This is a genomic window from Acinetobacter guillouiae CIP 63.46 (assembly GCF_000368145.1).
Classification (GTDB): Bacteria; Pseudomonadota; Gammaproteobacteria; order Pseudomonadales; family Moraxellaceae; genus Acinetobacter; species Acinetobacter guillouiae.
This window is the reverse complement of sequence record NZ_KB849282.1, coordinates 214,944-234,795: the sequence shown is the minus strand read 5'-3', so window position 1 is coordinate 234,795 and position 19,852 is coordinate 214,944. Positions and strand designations below refer to the sequence as shown.

17 protein-coding genes are annotated in these 19,852 nt (G+C 40.3%); 8 read left to right on the top strand and 9 right to left on the bottom strand.

The features are described 5' to 3' along the window. Positions 1-27: 27 nt before the first annotated feature. Both F981_RS03340 and F981_RS03335 read right to left on the bottom strand, forming a co-directional pair. Positions 28-435, bottom strand: a complete 408-nt coding sequence (locus tag F981_RS03340; RefSeq protein WP_004718406.1) for a DNA polymerase III subunit chi — start codon at positions 433-435, stop codon at positions 28-30. Next, a complete protein-coding gene (locus tag F981_RS03335; protein ID WP_004718405.1) occupies positions 428-1,876 on the bottom strand; it encodes a leucyl aminopeptidase in 1,449 nt (482 codons plus the stop codon). Before F981_RS03335 ends, F981_RS03340 begins: the two co-directional genes overlap by 8 nt. A 144-nt stretch (positions 1,877-2,020) precedes the next feature. Here F981_RS03335 and lptF point away from each other — a divergent pair, with 144 nt between their 5' ends. From lptF to F981_RS03315, 4 genes are all read left to right on the top strand, one after another. Then, positions 2,021-3,121: an LPS export ABC transporter permease LptF gene (gene lptF / locus F981_RS03330; RefSeq protein ID WP_035371793.1), complete on the top strand. Its 1,101-nt coding sequence runs from the start codon at positions 2,021-2,023 to the stop codon at positions 3,119-3,121. Continuing rightward, a complete protein-coding gene (lptG, locus tag F981_RS03325) occupies positions 3,121-4,191 on the top strand; it encodes an LPS export ABC transporter permease LptG (protein WP_004718401.1) in 1,071 nt (356 codons plus the stop codon). The genes lptF and lptG overlap by 1 nt, the downstream gene beginning before the upstream one ends. Before the next feature lie 154 nt (positions 4,192-4,345). Further along, entirely contained in the window at positions 4,346-5,893 is a 1,548-nt protein-coding gene (gpmI, locus tag F981_RS03320; RefSeq protein ID WP_004718399.1) for a 2,3-bisphosphoglycerate-independent phosphoglycerate mutase, read from the top strand. Positions 5,894-5,923: 30 nt separating this feature from the next. After that, positions 5,924-7,102 (top strand): S41 family peptidase, encoded by a 1,179-nt coding sequence (locus F981_RS03315; protein WP_004718396.1) that lies wholly within the window; start codon positions 5,924-5,926, stop codon positions 7,100-7,102. Between the two features lie 201 nt (positions 7,103-7,303). On the opposite strand, the gene F981_RS03310 is transcribed toward F981_RS03315, so the two are convergent. Genes F981_RS03310 through gacA form a run of 3 tightly spaced genes read right to left on the bottom strand, consistent with a single transcriptional unit; the run spans position 7,304 to position 10,977 of the window. After that, the gene (locus F981_RS03310) at positions 7,304-8,719 is read right to left on the bottom strand and encodes a sigma-54-dependent transcriptional regulator (protein WP_004718395.1); all 1,416 of its coding nucleotides are present in this window, start codon (positions 8,717-8,719) and stop codon (positions 7,304-7,306) included. A 17-nt stretch (positions 8,720-8,736) separates the two neighbouring features. After that, positions 8,737-10,305 carry a sensor histidine kinase gene (locus F981_RS03305; RefSeq protein ID WP_004718393.1) on the bottom strand — a complete coding sequence of 523 codons (1,569 nt, stop codon included), beginning with the start codon at positions 10,303-10,305 and terminating at the stop codon, positions 8,737-8,739. Positions 10,306-10,341: 36 nt separating this feature from the next. Further along, complete coding sequence (gacA, locus tag F981_RS03300; protein WP_004718392.1) at positions 10,342-10,977, bottom strand: response regulator transcription factor GacA; 636 nt, start codon at positions 10,975-10,977, stop codon at positions 10,342-10,344. Between the two features lie 232 nt (positions 10,978-11,209). On the opposite strand from gacA, the gene pbpG reads away from it, so the two are divergent. Beyond that, a complete protein-coding gene (pbpG, locus tag F981_RS03295; RefSeq protein WP_004718389.1) occupies positions 11,210-12,265 on the top strand; it encodes a D-alanyl-D-alanine endopeptidase PBP7/8 in 1,056 nt (351 codons plus the stop codon). Between the two features lie 288 nt (positions 12,266-12,553). On the opposite strand, the gene thrC is transcribed toward pbpG, so the two are convergent. The 4 genes from thrC to xerD form a co-directional block, all read right to left on the bottom strand. Next, positions 12,554-13,693 carry a threonine synthase gene (gene thrC / locus F981_RS03290; protein ID WP_004718388.1) on the bottom strand — a complete coding sequence of 380 codons (1,140 nt, stop codon included), beginning with the start codon at positions 13,691-13,693 and terminating at the stop codon, positions 12,554-12,556. 135 nt (positions 13,694-13,828) lie between these two features. Further along, complete coding sequence (locus F981_RS03285; protein ID WP_004718385.1) at positions 13,829-15,133, bottom strand: homoserine dehydrogenase; 1,305 nt, start codon at positions 15,131-15,133, stop codon at positions 13,829-13,831. A gap of 125 nt (positions 15,134-15,258) precedes the next feature. Beyond that, a complete protein-coding gene (locus F981_RS03280) occupies positions 15,259-16,071 on the bottom strand; it encodes a thioredoxin fold domain-containing protein (protein WP_004718384.1) in 813 nt (270 codons plus the stop codon). A 122-nt stretch (positions 16,072-16,193) separates the two neighbouring features. Further along, positions 16,194-17,111: a site-specific tyrosine recombinase XerD gene (xerD, locus tag F981_RS03275; RefSeq protein WP_004718381.1), complete on the bottom strand. Its 918-nt coding sequence runs from the start codon at positions 17,109-17,111 to the stop codon at positions 16,194-16,196. A gap of 168 nt (positions 17,112-17,279) precedes the next feature. Between xerD and F981_RS03270 the strand changes: the two genes are divergently transcribed. The 3 genes from F981_RS03270 to F981_RS03260 are packed head-to-tail and all read left to right on the top strand — an operon-like array spanning position 17,280 to position 19,689. Next, the gene (locus F981_RS03270; protein ID WP_004718380.1) at positions 17,280-17,549 is read left to right on the top strand and encodes a FeoA family protein; all 270 of its coding nucleotides are present in this window, start codon (positions 17,280-17,282) and stop codon (positions 17,547-17,549) included. Beyond that, positions 17,546-19,408 carry a ferrous iron transport protein B gene (feoB, locus tag F981_RS03265; RefSeq protein ID WP_004718379.1) on the top strand — a complete coding sequence of 621 codons (1,863 nt, stop codon included), beginning with the start codon at positions 17,546-17,548 and terminating at the stop codon, positions 19,406-19,408. The genes F981_RS03270 and feoB overlap by 4 nt, the downstream gene beginning before the upstream one ends. 29 nt (positions 19,409-19,437) lie before the next feature. Next, a complete protein-coding gene (locus tag F981_RS03260) occupies positions 19,438-19,689 on the top strand; it encodes a DUF6587 family protein (RefSeq protein ID WP_004718378.1) in 252 nt (83 codons plus the stop codon). Positions 19,690-19,852: the final 163 nt, after the last annotated feature.

Below are 19,852 nucleotides of genomic sequence, written 5' to 3'. Positions count from 1 at the left end.
TCCTTGATATAAAATGAGAATGAAGAATTAAAGTTTAAATGTTTGAGGCGAAACACCCATTCGTCGATAGGCTTTATATTTCTCTCGACCAATTTGTTTTGCTGACTCAGCATTTTCAATAATTTCTATAATGTGACTAAATTGTGTCACTTGTTCAAGTGCTTGATTGTTAAAATTAAACACGATCCAGTCTAAAGACTCAGGTAATCTTGAAGAAATACAGATCGGTGCATCAATTTGATCAATTCCATGCGCAATAAAACTGGTCGGATCAAAACTCCATAAACGTTCATCCAGTTGTTGCTGCATTTCTACATCAGGGCAATGCAACCAAACTTTGGCTGCATTTCGTAAAATTTTACGACATAAACGACAGGCACTTTCCACCTGCCGTTCAGGGCTTTTTTCAAACAAATAAAAGCTAATTTTAGCCATTCTTTTGTACACGGTTGGCAATTAATTGCATCAACAATGGTACTGGACGTCCTGTTGCACCTTTATTTGCACCAGAATTCCACGCTGTACCTGCGATATCTAAGTGTGCCCAACGATAGTCACGGGTAAAGCGTTGTAAGAAACAGGCCGCTGTAACTGCGCCAGCTTTTGGACCCCCAATATTGGCAATATCGGCAAATGGCGAATCAAGTTGTTCTTGATAATCGTCATATACGGGCATACGCCATACACGGTCAAATGCAGTGTGTCCTGCTGCTGTAATTTCTTCTGCAAGTTCATCATCTGGTGTAAATAAACCAGAAACCACTGAACCTAAAGCGACCACACAAGCACCAGTCAGTGTTGCAATATCAATCACTAATGCAGGATTAAAGCGCTTAATATAGGTTAAGGTATCACAAAGGACTAAACGACCTTCGGCATCAGTATTCAGGATTTCAACCGTTTGCCCACTCATGGTGGTTACAATATCACCAGGGCGAGTTGCATGACCAGAAGGCATGTTTTCAGCGGCGGCAATTGCACCGACAACATGAATGGGGAGTTTCGCTTCACAGAGTGCACGAATCGTACCCAGTACAGATGCTGAACCACACATATCAAATTTCATTTCATCCATGCCTAAGCCTGGTTTTAATGAAATACCACCTGTATCAAAAGTCACACCTTTACCCACGAGCACGATCGGTGCTTGATCAGGATTGGCTTTATATTCAAGCGTAATCACACGTCCTGGACGATCAGAACCTTTGCTTACCGCAAGAAAAGCATGCATGCCTAGATCAGCAAGTTGTTGTTCTTCAAGCACAGTCACTTGTAAAAGCTCAGGGAATTCAGCTGCTAAAGCATGTGCTTGTTCTGCTAAATATTCAGGGAAGCAAATATTAGGAGGGCAGTTACCTAAGTCACGAGCAAAGTTTTGTCCTTTTTGAACAGCTTCAATAAGCGTGATCTGCTCTGCACTCAGACTCGATTGCGTTGCAATAAATTCAATATTTTCTAAAGTAAATTCATTCTTCTTCGATTTGAATTCATCATAAGCATACGCAGCTTGCGTCAAATTTAATGCAAATAGATAATGTAACTCAGACGACAAAGCCGAAATATCAATGCTAATTTTTTGGAATTTTTTTTGTGAAGCTTTGATAATGGTTTGTGCGATTTTTGCTAATTTCGCGGCTTTAATTTCGGAGGCTTTATCTATGCCGACTAAAGTACATTGCGTAACTTGAGTTAGCTTTCCGATAAGTGGTAGAGTTTCGTTTAAACTTGCTTTGAATTGAGTGTCTTCAATTATGCTGCTCAAGTCATTGATTTTATATGTTTCTTGAGCTTGCTTAGCGTTTTCAGAATCCACCAGAATAAATAACGACTGGCTAGATGTAGACGCTGAAAATGACGTATTGATCGTAAGTTTCATGTGTTGTCTTTGTGCCTTTTGTACATTTCAAATCATTAAACCATTGAACCACTTCAAATGGTAGAATTTCAATCTAGTTTTATAATTTTAACTTCGGGTAAACTAGCGCTACATCACGATATTACCCTTATTTGGAAGATTAATTTGATTATTCGACGTTACCTTGTCAAACAAGTCGTTTCGACCTCTCTTGTGGTTGTCACATTACTGACAGTCATTATGATGGGTGGGCAATTGATTAAACGATTTGGTCAAGCTGCTATGGGGCGTGTAGATCCGAGTATTCTATTGAGTATTATCGGTTTTCGTTTACCTGAGTTTTTGACTTTAATTCTTCCTTTGGGTTTCTTTATTGGGTTGATGCTGGTTTTTGGTCGTTTATATGTCGATCATGAAATGGCGGTACTGAACGGGAGTGGTATTAGCCGTATTCAAGTCGCCAGATTATTGATCCCACTGACCGTTATTTACTTGTGTGTACAAAGTGTCTTAATGATCTGGATGTCTCCATGGGGAATTCGTCAATATGAGCAACTGATCTCTACACAAGCGGTACGAACGGGCTTTGATTTAGTTCGGCCACGTGAGTTTATTTCTTCGGGAGCTTATACGATTTATGCTGGCTCTTTATCTGAAGATCGTAAAAATCTAAAAGATATTTTCTTTTATCAACGTGCTGAAAAAGAAGGTAAACCTGATGTCATGATTTTGGCAAAGGAAGCAACACGGATTGAAATTGCCAATGAAACTGCCAGTGTTGTCGATTTAGTTCAAGGTCGTCGTTATGAAATTTATCCTGGAACACCTAAATATAGTCAAACTGAATTCCAATCATATCGTTTGCGTTTAGAAAATAATAAAGAAGCCAAGTTTGAAAGTGATGAAGTCGAGGGGCTATCATTTGGCAAATTGCTTGAAAATAGAAATGACCCCGTTGTGGCAAGTGAGTTGGGATGGCGCTTATTTGTTCCATTTTCTATTATTGTCGCCTTAATGCTGGCAACAGCATTATGTGAAGTCAGCCCAAGACAAGGTCGCTATCTCAAACTTTTTCCAGCATTATTAATTTTTGCCAGTTTAATTGTAGCACTTATGGCAATACGAACTCGTATCAGTAAGGATGAGGTGGGTGTTTGGGCATATCCTGCAGTGTTATTATTCTATGCTGTTGCTGCCGCTCTATTTTCAAGAAAACAGAAATTAGCACCTAAGATTAAAAAGCAAATACAGCGAGTAAAATCATAATGTTAGCACGTAGAATTGTCGCAAAACATGTGACGAAAACCACTTTGCTCGCCATGTTAGGTGCAACAGCAGTCCTTGCCAGCTTACAGATCTTATTTACCTATTTGGGTGAGTTAAGTGATCTAAAACAAGGCTATACCGCTTGGAATGCACTGCAATATGTTTTATGGGGTGCACCTCGTTATTTGTATGAGATTCTTCCAATTGCTGCCTTGATCGGCGCTGTATTGGGCTTAGGCTCAATGGCTTCCAACAGTGAATTGATTGTGATGCGAGCAGCGGGTATTAGTCTCTGGCGTATTGTCGGTTGGGTGATGCGTTCTGCTATGCTTTTGGTGGTGCTTTCATTTTTATTGACGCAATTTGTGATTCCTTATACCAATGAGCAGGCGAAAAGTATTAAAAGCCATCGCAGTGTTGCGGCGCTTGGGGAAGTTAAAGGCTATTGGACACGTGAAGGCCAACGCTTTATTTATATTGATTATGCCAATTCACAAGGGACGTTAAAACAAGTTCAAGTTGTCGATTTTGACGAAAATTATCGAATGAAATCATTGTTAAATTCGGAAGAAGGGCAGTTCTTAAAAGAAGGTCAATGGAATTTAAAACACAGTGCCCAAGTCAATTTATTGGCCAATGGTCAAGCTCAGGTTGTCAATAAAAACCAACAGGATTTAGCACTCGCATTGCAACCGAAATATGTGCATATGGTGACCATCAATCCTGAGGACTTAGCCCCTACGCAGTTATTGAGTTTTATGCAATATATGCATGAATATAGTCAAGTACCTAAGACGTATCTGTTGGCTTTCTGGAAAAATATTGGTTCACCATTTGCATTGCTTGCTTTGGTGTTGATTGCCTGTTCATTTATTTTTGGGCCTTTGCGTCAACAATCTATGGGTTTTCGTTTAGTGATCGCATTATTTGTTGGTTTGGGCTTCTATTACATACAAGACTTCTTGGGCTATGCGAGTTTGGTCTATGCACCATCGCCAGCTTGGTTTGTATTTTTGCCAATTGTATTGATGTTTGGTATCGGCAGTTATTTGTTGTATAGAGCAAGATAATTTGATGAATCAATTGCTTAGTTTAGTGGGATTTTAACTAGATTAGAAATTTAGATGATGGCAACCCGTTTTTGCCATCGTCATAGCATAGAGTCTGCCGTAAAAAAACGGTAAGATGTAACGATTAATTTGTAAACAGTAAAGAGTGTAAATCATGACGGATGCAACTGCTGGCAAAATCCCTCACGTTCTGGTGATTATGGATGGTGTGGGTCATCGTGAAGCGGTCGAAGATAATGCGTTTTTAGCAGCAAAAACGCCAAATCTAACCATGATGCAAGAAAAGCATCCGCATAGTTTAATTTCAGGTTCAGGTGAAGATGTCGGTTTGCCAGATGGGCAAATGGGTAACTCAGAAGTTGGTCATATGAACTTGGGTGCAGGTCGTGTGCTGTATCAAGATTTTACTCGTATTACCAAAGACATCCGTACAGGCGATTTTTTCGAGCATGAAGTTCTGATTGATGCGGTAGAAAAAGCCAAAGCGGCAAATGGTGCATTACACATCATGGGATTGTTGTCAGAGGGTGGTGTCCACTCTCATCAAGACCATATTATTGCGATGTGTGAGCTTGCTTTGAAGCGTGGGGCAAAAGTCTATTTACATGCGTTCTTAGATGGTCGTGATACACCACCACGCAGTGCAAAACCTTCTTTAGAAAAACTCGATGCGGTATTTGCACAATATCCAAATCAAGGCCGTATTGCCACGATGATTGGACGTTACTTTGCCATGGATCGTGATAATCGTTGGGATCGTGTGGAACAAGCTTACCGTCTGATGACTGAAGGAGAAGCTTTACGTGTTGTTGATTCAGCAGTTGATGGTTTAGAGCAAGCTTATTCAGCCAATGAAAATGATGAATTTGTTAAAGCGACCCGTATTGGTGAAATTGCAAAAATCCAAGATGGCGACAGTGTGGTCTTTATGAATTTCCGTGCGGATCGTGCACGTGAAATTACCAAAGCCTTTGTAGAGCAAGAATTTGCAGGTTTTGAGCGTAAAGTAGTACCATATCTATCTAAATTTGTGATGTTAACGCGTTATCAAGCGACGATAGATGCGCCAGTGGCATATATGCCAGAAGGCTTAAAAAATTCAATTGGTGAATACTTATCTTCTTTAGGCAAAACGCAGTTACGAATTGCTGAAACAGAAAAATACGCTCATGTGACTTTCTTCTTTAGTGGTGGTCGCGAAGATGAATATCCAGGTGAGAAACGGATTCTAATCCCATCACCTAAAGTGGCGACTTATGATCTACAGCCAGAAATGAGCGCGCCAGAAGTCACCAACAAGCTGGTTGATGCGATCAATTCAGGCGAGTTTGACCTTTTGGTGGTGAACTATGCCAATGGCGATATGGTGGGCCATACTGGCGTGTTTGATGCAGCTGTGAAAGCAGTTGAAGCGGTTGATACAAGCCTTGGTCGTTTATATGAAGCTGTAATGGCAAAGCATGGTCACATGCTGATTACCGCTGATCATGGTAATGTCGAGCAAATGCAGGACTATGTGAGTGGTCAAGTCCATACACAGCATACCACTGAACTTGTACCTTTCATTTATGTTGGACCAACCTCAGCGACGATTGCTGAAGGTGGAGTTTTAGCAGATGTTGCACCGACTATTTTAAGTTTAATGCATCTCCCTGTACCGACAGAAATGCAAGGCCGTAATCTAATTACATTGAAAGCATAAAATTATCTCTATTAAAAACTAGGTGCGTGAATGGCTCAAGCTTGGAAATATATTGCTGTATTAACAGGATTGTTGGCCTGTGGAAGCCATTCAGTTTGGGCAGCAGAAAATGCTGCCGCACTTGATTTTGATGGTGATGTCGAAGAAAGTATTGCCGAAGTGCCCATTGAATCGATTGAGCAGTTTGTGCAAATTTACGGTATCGTTAAAGACAATTATGTTCAGGAAAAACCTGATGATGTTTTGTTTTTACAGGCAATCAAAGGGCTGGTAGGTGGTTTAGATCGCTATTCACGTTATCTAAGTCCTGAAGAATATAAACAGTTGATGCAATATACGGAAAGTGACCTTGCGACTGCTGACTTTGAATTGGCTTTTGATAATCATATTCATCAATGGAAAGTGAAGAATTTACGCGATAATTCAGACTCATTTAAACTCGGTTTAAAAAATGGCTTCACTATTTTTAAAATTGAAAATCAAGAGCTTAAGAACTTAAATGCTCAGCAAGTCGAAGACTTATTACATGGTTCAATTGGTTCAACTTTTCAGTTGCAACTGAATGAAAAAAGCCCAGCAATCACTGTGGTCAGAAATCGAAAATTGGAAGTGGCGGATATAGAGCCGGTTATGTTGCATAATCAGGTTTTGGTTCTTAAAGTCAAAGTCTTTCAACAAGATACGGCCAATGAAATTAAACGTTTAATTGAAGAATATAGCACTCAAAAAGTAAAAGCCGTGTTGTTCGATTTGCGTAATAACCCCGGTGGTTTACTCTCAGCGGCTGTTGAAACGGCTGATCTGTTTTTAACTCAGGGAACGATTGTTTCTACCAAAAGCCGTTCAGAAGGCAATCAACAATTCCAAGCCTTACCGGGTGATGAGTCGTCCAATACCAAATTAGGTATTTTGATTAATGGTCGTTCGGCATCTGCAGCAGAAGTTTTTACGGCTGCAATGAAAGAGCATCAGCGTGCTTGGGTCATTGGTGAAAAAAGCTATGGCAAAGGCGTTGTACAGAAGTTATTTCCATTGCCAAATGGCGCTGCATTACAAATGACGGTTTCGCATTATTATACGCCTAATGGCAATATGATTGACGGGCAGGGCATTCGCCCTAATTTGGAATATCCATGGGCTTTGGATCTAAAAGAAGAAACTTATTTAAATAATGTTGCAGATCAACTATTAAAACATCGTGATAGATAAAGTTGAGTGCAGAAAAGTGAATTTATAACACTGTAGCAGTTTATGCTGCTATATCTGACATTCGGCAGTTAAATCATGTTGTGTTGGGCAAGGGGTGTTCTACCCTCCCTCCCCAACGACAACATCCATATCGCCACGCTGTAACCATGTAAAAAGCAAAAGCGTTTGAATTGATATTATGATGAAGAATATAGGCTGCCTTTATTCATCATCATCGGTATCTAAACCAAACTTTTTCAAACGGTAGCGTAAAGAACGAAACGTCATGCCCAATTTCTTCGCAGCTAAAGTACGATTCCAATGGGTTTGATTTAACGCAGATAACAGCACCTCTTTTTCGACTTTTTCCAAATATTGCTCCAAACCTTCTTCTGGAATGTTTTGTGCTTTATTCGGCATGACGATAGGCAAGGCTTTACTTTGCATCAGATCATGCTGTTCGACTTTGTGGATACCACGATGTGGAGCTGGTTGCAGCTGTTGAATATCAATATAGTCTTCATCACTCATGGTAATGGCTTTTTCGATGATATTGCGTAATTCACGAACATTGCCTGAGTAATGTTGTTGCAAAAGAAAAGCTTTGGCTTGTTCAGTGAAAGACTTGGTTGAAATACGCCACTCTGTACAAATTTGCTGAAGAAAATGATTGGCTAAAATTAGAATATCACAATCACGTTCGCGCAATGGCGGGAGCACAATATCCATCACATGAATTCTAAAGAACAGATCATGACGGAATTTGCCTTGTTCAACGAATGCTTCAATATCTTGATGTGTTGCACTGATAATACGAAAATCAACTTCGATTTCGGTATCACTGCCTAGAGGACGAATTTTCTTTTCTTGCAAAGCCCGTAACAATTTGGCTTGCATGGCCAAAGAAAGTTCTGCAATTTCATCTAAAAACAGGGTACCGCCATTGGCAGCTTGAATAAGGCCCTGTTTGTCTTGAGTTGCACCTGAAAAACAGCCTTTCTTATGCCCAAATAGCTCACTCTCCATCAACTCTTCAGAAATTGCACCACAATTAATCGCCACAAAAGGGCTATCACTGCGGTTGCTGAGTAGATGGATGAGATTGGCAACTACTTCTTTACCTGTTCCAGATTCACCCGTGATAAATACTGGTGCTTGTGAACGAGCAATTTTTTTAATCGATTCTCTTAACTTACGAATGACCTGTGAATCACCGATGAGCATTGATTCCTCAAGCGGCGCATCGTTGATAGTTTCTCTTAACTGTGGTACATGCAAAGCTTTTTGTAAAAGCTGTTGCAGATGTAATTGGTTAATCGGTTTGCTGACAAAATCAAAAGCACCTGCTTTCAGCGAGGCAATCGCAATTTCCATATTTCCATATGCAGTTAAGACTGCAATAGGCGTTTTAGGATAATGCTGTGATACATGCTTAACCAAATCTAAACCACTACCATCAGGGAGGTTTAAATCGGTAATACAGGCATCATATTTATATTCACTAAAAAAATATTTGGCTTGTTGTAAATGGTGTGCCATATGCGTTTTGATGCCCATCCGAGAAAGGCTCATTTGCATTAACATACATAAATCTTGTTCATCATCTACAAGTAAAACCAATGGTTGTCGTGTAGTCATATCCCCAAAAACCTAATCTAATCCATGAGTGGGCATTCGATACGGAAGCACGCCCCTTGTTGTTTTTGCTCTACGTAAATTAGTTTCGCTTGATTCGCTTCGCATATCGTCTGCGATAGGTACAATCCTAAACCAGTTCCATTGATTTCGGTACTAAAAAATGGCTGAAATAATTGCGAAAGATCTTGTTTTGTGACGCCTTTCCCATAATCAATCACATCGATATATACATGTGATTCATTTTTAAACGTTTGCACTAAAATGTGTTCAGCATTTTGATCATTATGACGTAATGCATTACGGACTAAATTGATTAAAACTTGTCTGAGGTGGGAGTCATCAAAATAGATCCAAACATCAGCTTGAATTTCTAATTTGATTTTTTCCTGAGCATCCCCTAAATCATGGCGTAATAAGTCATCAACAAATTCTTGAAAATTAATTTTTGAGGTATGGATCTTTTTATTTTTTGCCATATCTAAGGTATCTTTAATAATATTATTGATACGGATGGTCTGTTTGGTAATCATTTGATTTAAAATGATTTGTTGTTCTGGGTCGCTGCTGATAAAGAGATCATTGGCCTGCGCAATGGCAGCAAGTGGATTGCGAATTTCATGGGCAATACTGGCCGATAATTGACCAAGTGCGGCAAGTTTGAGTTGTTGTACCTTTTGATTAATTTTTTGTGCATCTTCGAGGACTAAAAGCGTGAGTGCTTGATGCGGAACAATCAATTTTTGTACGCGAATATCGACTGTATACGAGGACTGTTGGGATTCAAATTGGAAGCGTTCGCCATCACGTAACAAGGCATCTTTTAAGATTTCATATAAGTCCGGTTGAAAGCTGGATAAATGATATTGCTCATGTGCGTAAAGCGGTGAAATGCCCAAAAGTAAACAGGCGGCAGGGTTACTGACGATAATTTTGCATTTTTCATCAAGCACCAAATAACCGACTTCAATCTGTTCTAAAATATAGCGGTTAATGTTCTGTAACTTAAATAATTCAAGAGATTGATAGGTATTTAACGACTCTAAAACTTGGAAGCGATTAATTGCAATCTGTCCAATGCCATAGACCATAAAAAATAAAAAAGCCAATAAGGCACTGTTACTAATATTATTTAAATTTGAAAAATCGAAGAAGCTGCCTAAAAACTGTTGGTAAATAATTGCAATCACAGAAACCAGTGTTACGAATAGCGCTTTATTTTTACTCAGCAGAAAATTCGCGGTAAAAACGGCAATTACGAACAAAATACTGATGGCTAAATTTGGCCCATTGAGGGCAAATACCAAGGTACTTAGAAAGGGAATATCAACAATAAAAAAACCGATAAATTGCCGCCCAACCCCATGCGGATAGAACTTGAGCAGCATCATTTGTAATGCTGCGATCAGCGTAAATGCGGTTAGAGAATAAAAATATAAGCTGGGATATTCGTAATGTACGGGCTGATGTTCAAGGGTAATCAGAAAAATAATGACTAAGCAAAAGGCAATAACCAATCTATACCCTGAATACAGTGTGCCTAGACGGTAAATTGTTTGATAAATAGGAACCGTTACCGTAGGCGACATAAATCGTACTCAAGATAAATTATTGTTTTAATCAATTTATGGCTTAATTAAACCATAACGTATCGCAAGGTGGGTGAGTTTTACATCACTATCAAGTCCTAATTTTTCAAAGATACGATAACGATAAGTATTGACTGTTTTTACACTGACAAAGAGTTTGTCAGAAATTTCTTGTGCACTGACACAATTTACCACCATCATGGCAACTTGCATTTCACGTTCTGACAGCGCGTCAAAAGGTGAGGTTTGTGTATCGGATAAATAAGAGCTTGCAAGTTGTTCAGCAATATCGGCACTAAAATACTTACCGCCTTGCATGACTTTTTTGATTGCGCGAACCATTTCAGTGATTGGCGCGCCCTTGGTAATGTAACCACGAGCTCCAGCTTTCAATAATAGCGATGGATAGGGTTCTTCAGCCAAACCACTCACAGCGAGTACTTTGGTATCAGGTGCGGTTTGTAACAAACGACGGGTAGTTTCTACACCACCAATTCCAGGCATGTTGACATCCAATAAAACCACATTGGGATGTTGTTGCCTTACAATCGTAATTGCTTCTTCACCAGATTCTGCTTGTCCAATGACTTGAATATCGGTCTGATCTTCTAACATTCTGCAGATGCCGGTTCTTACTAATTCATGGTCATCTACCACTAAAACAGTAATCACTTACACCTCCTTAAATTTCTCAATATCGACATTTTTGTTACATAAAGCAAAAAAGACTTGCAAAGACATAACAAAATTGGCAATCCTATTCCTAATATCCATTCAATATTTACGCATAATACGGCGTGATTGAAATATTTGTTTTAATATAGTCACGTTTGAGTGTAAATGTAAGTCATATTTGAGGTAATTAGCAAGTTTGTGAATACCTCCTTGAGGTGAGTAAGTTATCGTGAAAAAACCAAAAAAAACGTTAATGCATGTGCTGAGTTTGTCAGTACTACTCAGTTTGAGTTCTACCGGTTTTGCTGAAATCATTATGAACTCATCGGGGGGGAGCGGACAAGCAACTGTAAATTGGTCTTCTTCAGATGCCAGCCAGTTACTCAATGGTGACTCTCTGGATGATGATGGCGAGGATATTTCTCCAAAAGGCTCAACTACCTTAACCACAACAATTCGTGCGTCAAATGCTGCACCGACAACATTGACCAATAAGTCTGTACAGATTTATGACACCAATACCTATAACAGCCAACCATCGGTAAATGCACGTGCTGCGTTGGTGATGGATGCAAAAACAGGTGAAGTCCTGTTTAGTAAAAATACCAATATGGCATTGCCTATCGCATCAATTACCAAGTTGATGACAGCAGTGATTACCGCAGATGCCCGTTTAAATATGTCTGAAGACATTACTTTGCAACAAATCGATTTTGCGGGTGCTGGTGGTAAGAATTCAAGTTCAACTTTAAAAGTTGGCGATACCATGAATCGTGCTGAAATGTTACTTGTGGCATTGATGAAATCTGAAAATCCAGCTGCAGCAGCTTTAGCGCGTACTTACCCAGGTGGTCGCCAAGCGTTTTTTGCTGCAATGAATTCAAAAGCACGTCAATTGGGCATGAATTCAACTCATTATGTTGAATCTACTGGTTTAGATCCACGTAATGTTTCTTCTGCTCGAGATTTGGGGATTTTAGTCAGTGCTGCATCGCAATATGGCTTGATCCGTCAATTCTCAACAACAGCACATTATGACTTTAATTTAGGTTATCGCGTGTTGAAATCAAATAATACCAATGCCTTAGTACGTAATGGCGGCTGGAATATTAATATTTCTAAAACGGGTTATATCAATGAAGCAGGGCGTTGCGTGGTTATGCACACCACTGTAAATAGTCGTCCCGCTGTGGTGGTGTTATTAGGTGCAAGTTCGTCTCAGGCACGTACCAATGATGCAACCAATTTATTAAACTGGGTCAGTAATTTACCGAAACGTATCTAATCAGTTTCTCACAGCACTTAACCAGCCAAATGACAAAAAGCTCTTCAATATGAAGGGCTTTTTTATGCTTAAATTAAGCATAAAAAATAGATTATGAGATGTGTAAATTTGGAATGCTGGTGTTTGGGTGGCACTTTCAAATCGTGCTGACAAAGCAATTGATACTAAAGGCAGATAGTGTGACTGAATCAGATCTAAATTATGACTAATATGAAGAAGAACAATGTTGAGCTTGAGCAAATAAAAAACCAGTTGCGCACAACTGGTTTTTTAGATGTGAATGCGTTATTACATATTTGAAAGAATAGAGTCTTTCACTTGATTCATTGTTGCATCAATAGATAACATCACTGCATCTTCACATTGTTTAATTGCGGTATCAGGATCTTTTAGACCATTACCTGTCACAGTACACACAATCACAGAACCTTCAGCAATTTTACCTGCTTTGATATCACGAATTGCACCACCGATAGATGCCGCAGAAGCAGGTTCAACAAATACACCTTCATACATAGAAAGCAGACGTTGCGCTTCTAAAATTTCTGCATCAGTTAATTCATCAAACCAGCCATTTGAGTCACGAACGACCGCTTTAGCATGATTAAAGCTTTGAGGATTACCAATACGAATTGCTGTTGCAACTGTTTCTGGGTTTTCAACAGGACCACCACGTAAGAATGGCGCAGCACCAGAAGCTTGATAACCGACCATGACCGGACGACCTTCAGGGTTTGGACCGGTAAACTTATCTGTTTCAGGGTCATAAACCACTTGTTCAAATGCTTCAACAGGTTGATTAGCAACTGCTTCGGTATAACCCATCCAATGCGCAGTGATATTGCCCGCATTACCAACAGGTAAGCAGTGGTAGTCAGGCGCACGACCTAACGCTTCTACGATTTCATAAGCAATGGTCTTTTGACCTTGTAAGCGGTATGGGTTGATTGAGTTAACAATCGTTACCGGCGCTTGGTCTGCAACTTCTTTAACCAAACGCATGCCGTCATCGAAGTTCCCGCGAATTTGCATGGTGATCGCGCCGTACATCATCGCTTGTGCCATTTTACCCATGGCAATTTTGCCTTCTGGGATTAACACAAATGCTTTGATACCCGCACGAGCAGCATATGCAGCAGCAGCAGCAGAGGTATTGCCTGTAGATGCACAGATAATCGCCTTAGAGCCTTCTTCTACTGCTTTGGTCACTGCCATGGTCATACCACGGTCTTTAAACGAACCTGTCGGGTTTAAACCTTCATACTTCACATAAATTTCAACATTCTTACCAATAATACCGGGAATATTGTCTAATTTAATGAGAGGCGTATTACCTTCATTTAAAGAAATAGCACGTGTAGTTTTCGATACTGGTAAGCGGTCACGATAGCGATCAACAAGTCCTGTATAGCGATTGGCATTAGACATGATGGTGTTCCAATTGTGTGTAGAGCAAATAAGATATTCTTTTAACCTCTAAGCCTCTACTCGGAGAGGCTGAGCCATTCATTGAATGGCGCTTTGCAGGGTATTGCTGCAAATTTAGAGGAGTTTAAAACCCGATTAGTTATCGAGCAATTCTAAACGAATTCGTACGATTTCGCCATGGATAGCAGGTAAGGCTTGAATTTGTGCAATCGCTTCATTCATTTTCGATTCGACAATCGGATCAGTCAAAATCACGATAGGAATCAGATCTTTTAAGCGAGGTTGCTGCATGATGGCATCAATACTGATCCCTGTGCGACTTAAAATTGTTGTTACATCTGCGAGTACACCAGTTTGGTCTTCAGCATTTAAACGCAAATAATAACCTGTAGTCATCTCATCACTCGACAAGATATGCAAGTCGGAAAGAGCTTCAAAGGCAAGCTGAGGAATAGTGCCTGAACCATCTTCTGTGTAAATGATATCACGGACAATATCAACCACATCCGCCACAACCGCAGAAGCAGTAGGGCCTGCGCCTGCACCTGCGCCATAATACAATGTAGGACCAACTGCATTGGCTTGAACCAGAACTGCATTCTTCACGCCATTTACATTGGCAAGAAGCTCTTCTTCAGGAATCAGGGTTGGGTGTACGCGAAGTTCGATGCCTTTGCTAGAACGACGTGCAATACCCAAGTGTTTGATCTTATAGCCAAGCTCTTCAGCGTATTTCACATCTTGTGCAGTAATCTTGGTAATACCTTCGGTATAAACCTTATCGAACTGTAAAGGAATACCAAAGGCACATGACGCAAGAATAGTCAGCTTATGCGCAGCATCAATACCTTCAACATCAAATGTTGGGTCTGCTTCGGCATAACCAAGTTCTTGAGCTTCTTTGAGTACGTCTGCAAAGGCACGACCTTTTTCACTCATTTCAGTCAGAATGAAATTACCTGTACCATTGATGATACCAGCCAGCCATTCAATTTTATTGGCTGCTAGGCCTTCACGAATGACCTTGATAATTGGAATACCACCCGCAACCGCTGCTTCAAAGGCAACTTGTACGTGGTGATCATCAGCCGCTTTAAATAGCTCATTTCCATGTTCTGCCAGTAAGGCTTTGTTTGCCGTTACAACTTGCTTGCCATGTTTTATAGCTTCCATCATGACTTCATAAGCAGGGTGAATACCGCCCATGACTTCAACGACAACATCAACATCAGGCTGGCGGACGATATCTAGCAGATCAGCGCTCTGTTTAATGCTTGCTGGTAAATTTAGATCTGGACGTGGACGACGCGTGCCTACGTGGGTAATTTCAATTTCTCGACCGGTGCGACGTCTAATTTCAGCAGCGTTTTCTTGTAGTAGTTTAAGGGCACCACCGCCTACGGTTCCAAGACCGAGTATTGCCAGACGAACTGGTTTCACGTCACACTCCAATTATGTATATAAATTATATTAAGCTTAGATCATAGCTAAAAAATGCGCCAGACTCTAGAGCCTGACGCATCTTTATATTGAGCTATAAATAATAGTAAATTTACTGATAAAAATTATTTATTTAAACGGCTTTCAATTTCGTCAGCAGTCATATAACCGCCCAGATATTCACCCTCTGCATTGTAGATCGCAGGGGTACCATTCACACCCATTTTTAGACCTAAAGCATACAGGTCACGAACTGGATTTTTACAACTTGCAGGTGGAAGCGCAGTACCAGCAATGGCTTGATTAAATGCAGCACTACGGTCTGCACTACACCAGATACTTTCCATCGTCGGTATAAATTGTTCACCACGTGGCCATGCGATATAACGTATTTCAATACCTTTAGCCGTGATTTCACTGATATGTTCATGAAGTTTATGGCAATAAGGGCAGCTTGCATCAGTAAATACATAGATTACATGTTTAACCTTACCTTGCGCAGGGTAAACCAAGAGGTCCTTAATATTTAAGTCAGCAAGATATTTCTTGTTTTCTGCAGCTTGTATTTTGTCACCAATGCTACTGAGTTTATCGCCACCTAAACGGATTACATCGCCTTGGATCAGGAATTTACCATCAGATGTTGCATAGACTGAGCTCATGCCTTCCATACTGATCCAATAAAGATTGGGCATTTCAGTCGGTTTAGCATCTAAAATTTTGGCTTGAACGCCAGCCTTTTTGAAATTGGCTTGTAATGTTTGAATTAGACGTTGTTTTGCATCACGCTCAGTTAAATTCGATGCCTCACCTGTTGCAGGTGCTGTCGCAGTTAAAGTGTCATCTTTTTTTGAGTCTGGATTTTTTGAACAAGCACTCACTGCCATCGTGCTTGCAATAAGACAAGCCAACATCAATTTTGAACGATTCAATTGCATAAATAACTCTTTATGTTTCTTCAGCATGATTTGAGGGAATTAGCATAACAAAATTTTTAATAGTGTACTTTAAAACTTGATTAAGGGATGTAAATTGCCGATATACACGTCATGCTCAGCCATCAAGCGCGTGGATGATATTTTTCATGCAGTTGCTGCATACGGATTTGTGCGACATGGGTATAAATTTGTGTGGTCGATAAATCACTATGCCCCAAAAGCATTTGCACCACCCGTAAGTCAGCGCCATGATTTAAAAGATGCGTTGCAAAAGCATGGCGTAAGGTATGTGGTGATAGCTCAGCTTGAATTCCAGCTTGTAAGGCATAACGCTTGATGGCATACCAAAAGTTTTGACGACTCATGATGCCACCATGTTGGGTTAGAAATAGATAATCGGTAGCGGATTTATACAGTTGTGGGCGAGATTCTGTTAAATATTTTTCCACCCATTCACACGCCATCCCGCCTAAAGGCACCAGACGTTCTTTATTGCCTTTACCTGTGATTCTTAAATAACCTTGTTTTAAATTGATCAAATCTAACCTTAAATTTAAAAGCTCTGAAACACGTAAACCACAAGCATAAAGTACTTCAAACATGGCGCGATCACGCAAACCCAACGCTGTTGTGACGTCTGGTGCCTGAATCAGTGCTTCAACGTCCTGCTCCGATAAATCTTTAGGCAATGCTCGTCCGAGTTTTGGGGTTTTATGGGTCGCGACAGGATTATCTAAACGAATCTTTTGTTCACGTAAAAACTTAAAAAATGAACGTAAAGCAGAAAGTGAACGGGCAATTGACCGAGGGCTTTTGCCTTGTTTGGTGAGTTGAATAAGCACATCGGAGATGTCTTCATGTGTCCAATTCGGAAGGTAAGAATTTACACATTCACTACATTGAATTAAGTCAGATAAATAGGCGTTTCTTGTATGCGGACTGACCGTTTGTGCAATTAAATAGTCACGGAATCCCTGTAAAAAGCCTAGATTTTCAGGAATAGCAACAGCGGCAGGAATACGTGGTTTCTTATTTAGCATGGGCTTCGGTGGTGTTTAAAACTTATTTGTTGATGGAATGTAGACTAAAAGAAAACATAAGTCGAATATCGTGTTTGAATGAGAATTGTAATCAAACCTTACTTGGTAATTATTCTCATTTGTATGTATAATAGTCTGTCTATCGTGTAAATTTTAGGGTTAATTGCTGTGCGTTTGTCAGACTTGAAAGTAAAGCAAACTGCCATTATCGCAAAGGTCAATCGTACCTCACAAGATAATGTCAATCAGCCAGATTTAGTGGCGAGTCGTTTAGAAACTCTAGGTTTTGTGCCTGGCACACGTGTACAAGTGATCACAAAAGGTGTTTTTGGTGGTGATCCTATTCTCATTCAAATTGGTTTTACTCGATTTGCGTTGCGCAAGATTGAAGCCGAGAAAATTGAAATACATCAGGCATTAGAAGGAGCTTCCGCATGAGCGAAACTTTACGTATTGCTTTAGTGGGAAATCCTAACTGCGGTAAAACTTCACTTTTCAACCATTTAACCGGTACACGTCAAAAAGTTGCCAACTATGCTGGGGTGACTGTTGAACGTAAAGTGGGTACATTTAATTTACCTTCTGGTCGTGCGGTGCGTGTTCTAGATTTGCCTGGAACATATAGCCTCGATGCAGCCAGTCCTGATGAAGCCATTACCCGTGATGTCGTTTTAGGGAAAATTGCCGGTGAACAAGATCAACAGGCATTTTTATGTGTGGTGGATGCAACCAACTTAAAATTACATTTGGGACTTGTCCTTGAAGTCATTGAACAAGGCAAACCGATTCTGCTTGTATTAAACATGATGGATGAAGCGCGTCGTCGTGGTATGCAGATCAATACCCAAAAATTATCACAGCGTTTAGGTATTCCTGTGGTGGAAACGGTTGCTGTACGTAATGCAGGGATTGAAAACTTGATGGGTGCTTTGGAAAATGAAAAATTCCACACACCAAGTGCAGAACTGAGTGATGTTAAGCTTTCAGGTTCCAATCATGAAAAAATTGACCAAATCTTAAAAGATGTGGTGGTTTTTTTAGATCATGAAGATAAACGTACTGATTTTCTCGATAAGATTTTTTTACACCCCGTTTTAGGACTTCTTAGCCTTGCGCTGATGATGTTTATTGTTTTCCAAGCGGTATTCGCTTGGGCAGCGCCATTTATGGATGGTATTGAAGAATTTTTTGGCTGGTTTGGTGGCTGGATTGGGCAATTTATTACCCAGCCATTACTTCACAGCTTGGTGGTCGATGGGATTATTGCAGGTGCAGGTAGTGTAGTGGTGTTTTTGCCACAGATTCTAATTCTGTTCTTCTTTATTTTGGTTTTAGAAGAGTCAGGCTATCTACCGCGTGCGGCGTTTCTACTCGATAAATTAATGTTTAAAGCAGGCTTAAGTGGTCGGGCGTTTATCCCACTGTTATCCAGTTTTGCCTGTGCTGTACCTGGGATCATGGCGACTCGAAGTATCAGCGATCCACGAGATCGTTTGGTGACGATACTGGTTGCACCTTTGATGACATGTTCAGCGCGTTTGCCGGTTTATGCCTTGCTGATTGCTGCATTTATTCCAGCGAAAATGGTTTGGGGTTTCCTTAATCTACAAGGTTTAGTGCTCTTCGGTTTATACATGGCGGGAATTGTGAGCGCGCTCATTGTTGCGACCGTGCTGAAATTTTTCCAGAAAGATAAATCACAACATGCTTTATTGATGGAATTACCAAGCTATCGTATCCCAGATATAAAAAGTGTATGGATTGGTTTGTTAGACCGTGCCAAGATCTTCTTAAAGCGCGTCGGTGGCATTATCTTCGCTTTATCGATTTTATTATGGTTCTTATGTACATTCCCTCAACCGCCAGAGGGTGCAACTTTACCAGATATTGACTACTCTTTTGCCGGGATGCTGGGGCATGTGATGCACCCAATCTTTGAACCGCTTGGATTTAATTGGCAAATCTGTATTGCTTTAATTCCAGCGATGGCAGCACGTGAAGTTGTGGTTGCAGCATTGGGTACGGTTTATGCGTTATCCGCAGCGGATGATGATGCAGTTGCTCAAGGTTTATCACATCTGATCAGTCAGGGTGATTTAAGCTGGTCAGTTGCAACAGGTTTATCGTTGTTGGTGTGGTTTATCTATGCACCGCATTGTTTAGCGACATTGGCTACGGTAAAACGTGAAACAGGTTCTTGGAAAACTGTTGCTGGTATGACAGTTTATCTATTTGGTTTGGCTTATTTAATGGCTTTCCTCACTTATCAAATTGCGTCAGGTTATTTTGGTCTATAAGCCAGAATCTTGAAGCAAAGGAGCTAGAGATGATTGAATTATTGATTATTGCGGTATTGGTGATTTGGAGTGCAATTTTTGTATTTAAGAAAGTCTTTCCAAAGTCAGCGTATTCGGTGTTTTCTAAACTGGCTCAATTTTGTCAGTCGCAAGGTTGGAATCGTTTAGCCAAATGGATTCAGCCTGCGATGGTGAGTGGATGCGGTGGCGGTTGTGGTTGCAGTAGTGCTGAAACGGACAATCCTAAAAAGGTTGAAGTCCAAGCCGTAAAATGGAAATGATAGGCCTCTAAATTCATTAGCCTAAAAAGAAAAAAGCCATTCTAGAACATAGAGTGGCTTTTTATTTGTACGTGGGAATAGTTCATAAAAGATAATTTATCTCGTTTGCAGATAGGCATATCTTGAATGATCCAATGCTGCAGAAATCAATTTAATCAGTATG

Bases quoted from the DNA above. Each gene is read 5' to 3' on its own strand.
- F981_RS03280 (WP_004718384.1), bottom strand. From the start codon at position 16,071: ATGCAATTGAATCGTTCAAAATTGATGTTGGCTTGTCTTATTGCAAGC.
- xerD (WP_004718381.1), bottom strand. From the start codon at position 17,111: ATGCTAAATAAGAAACCACGTATTCCTGCCGCTGTTGCTATTCCTGAA.
- F981_RS03335 (WP_004718405.1), bottom strand. From the start codon at position 1,876: ATGAAACTTACGATCAATACGTCATTTTCAGCGTCTACATCTAGCCAG.
- F981_RS03340 (WP_004718406.1), bottom strand. From the start codon at position 435: ATGGCTAAAATTAGCTTTTATTTGTTTGAAAAAAGCCCTGAACGGCAG.
- thrC (WP_004718388.1), bottom strand. From the start codon at position 13,693: ATGTCTAATGCCAATCGCTATACAGGACTTGTTGATCGCTATCGTGAC.
- lptG (WP_004718401.1), top strand. From the start codon at position 3,121: ATGTTAGCACGTAGAATTGTCGCAAAACATGTGACGAAAACCACTTTG.
- F981_RS03260 (WP_004718378.1), top strand. From the start codon at position 19,438: ATGATTGAATTATTGATTATTGCGGTATTGGTGATTTGGAGTGCAATT.
- F981_RS03305 (WP_004718393.1), bottom strand. From the start codon at position 10,305: ATGTCGCCTACGGTAACGGTTCCTATTTATCAAACAATTTACCGTCTA.
- F981_RS03315 (WP_004718396.1), top strand. From the start codon at position 5,924: ATGGCTCAAGCTTGGAAATATATTGCTGTATTAACAGGATTGTTGGCC.
- F981_RS03310 (WP_004718395.1), bottom strand. From the start codon at position 8,719: ATGACTACACGACAACCATTGGTTTTACTTGTAGATGATGAACAAGAT.
- gpmI (WP_004718399.1), top strand. From the start codon at position 4,346: ATGACGGATGCAACTGCTGGCAAAATCCCTCACGTTCTGGTGATTATG.
- feoB (WP_004718379.1), top strand. From the start codon at position 17,546: ATGAGCGAAACTTTACGTATTGCTTTAGTGGGAAATCCTAACTGCGGT.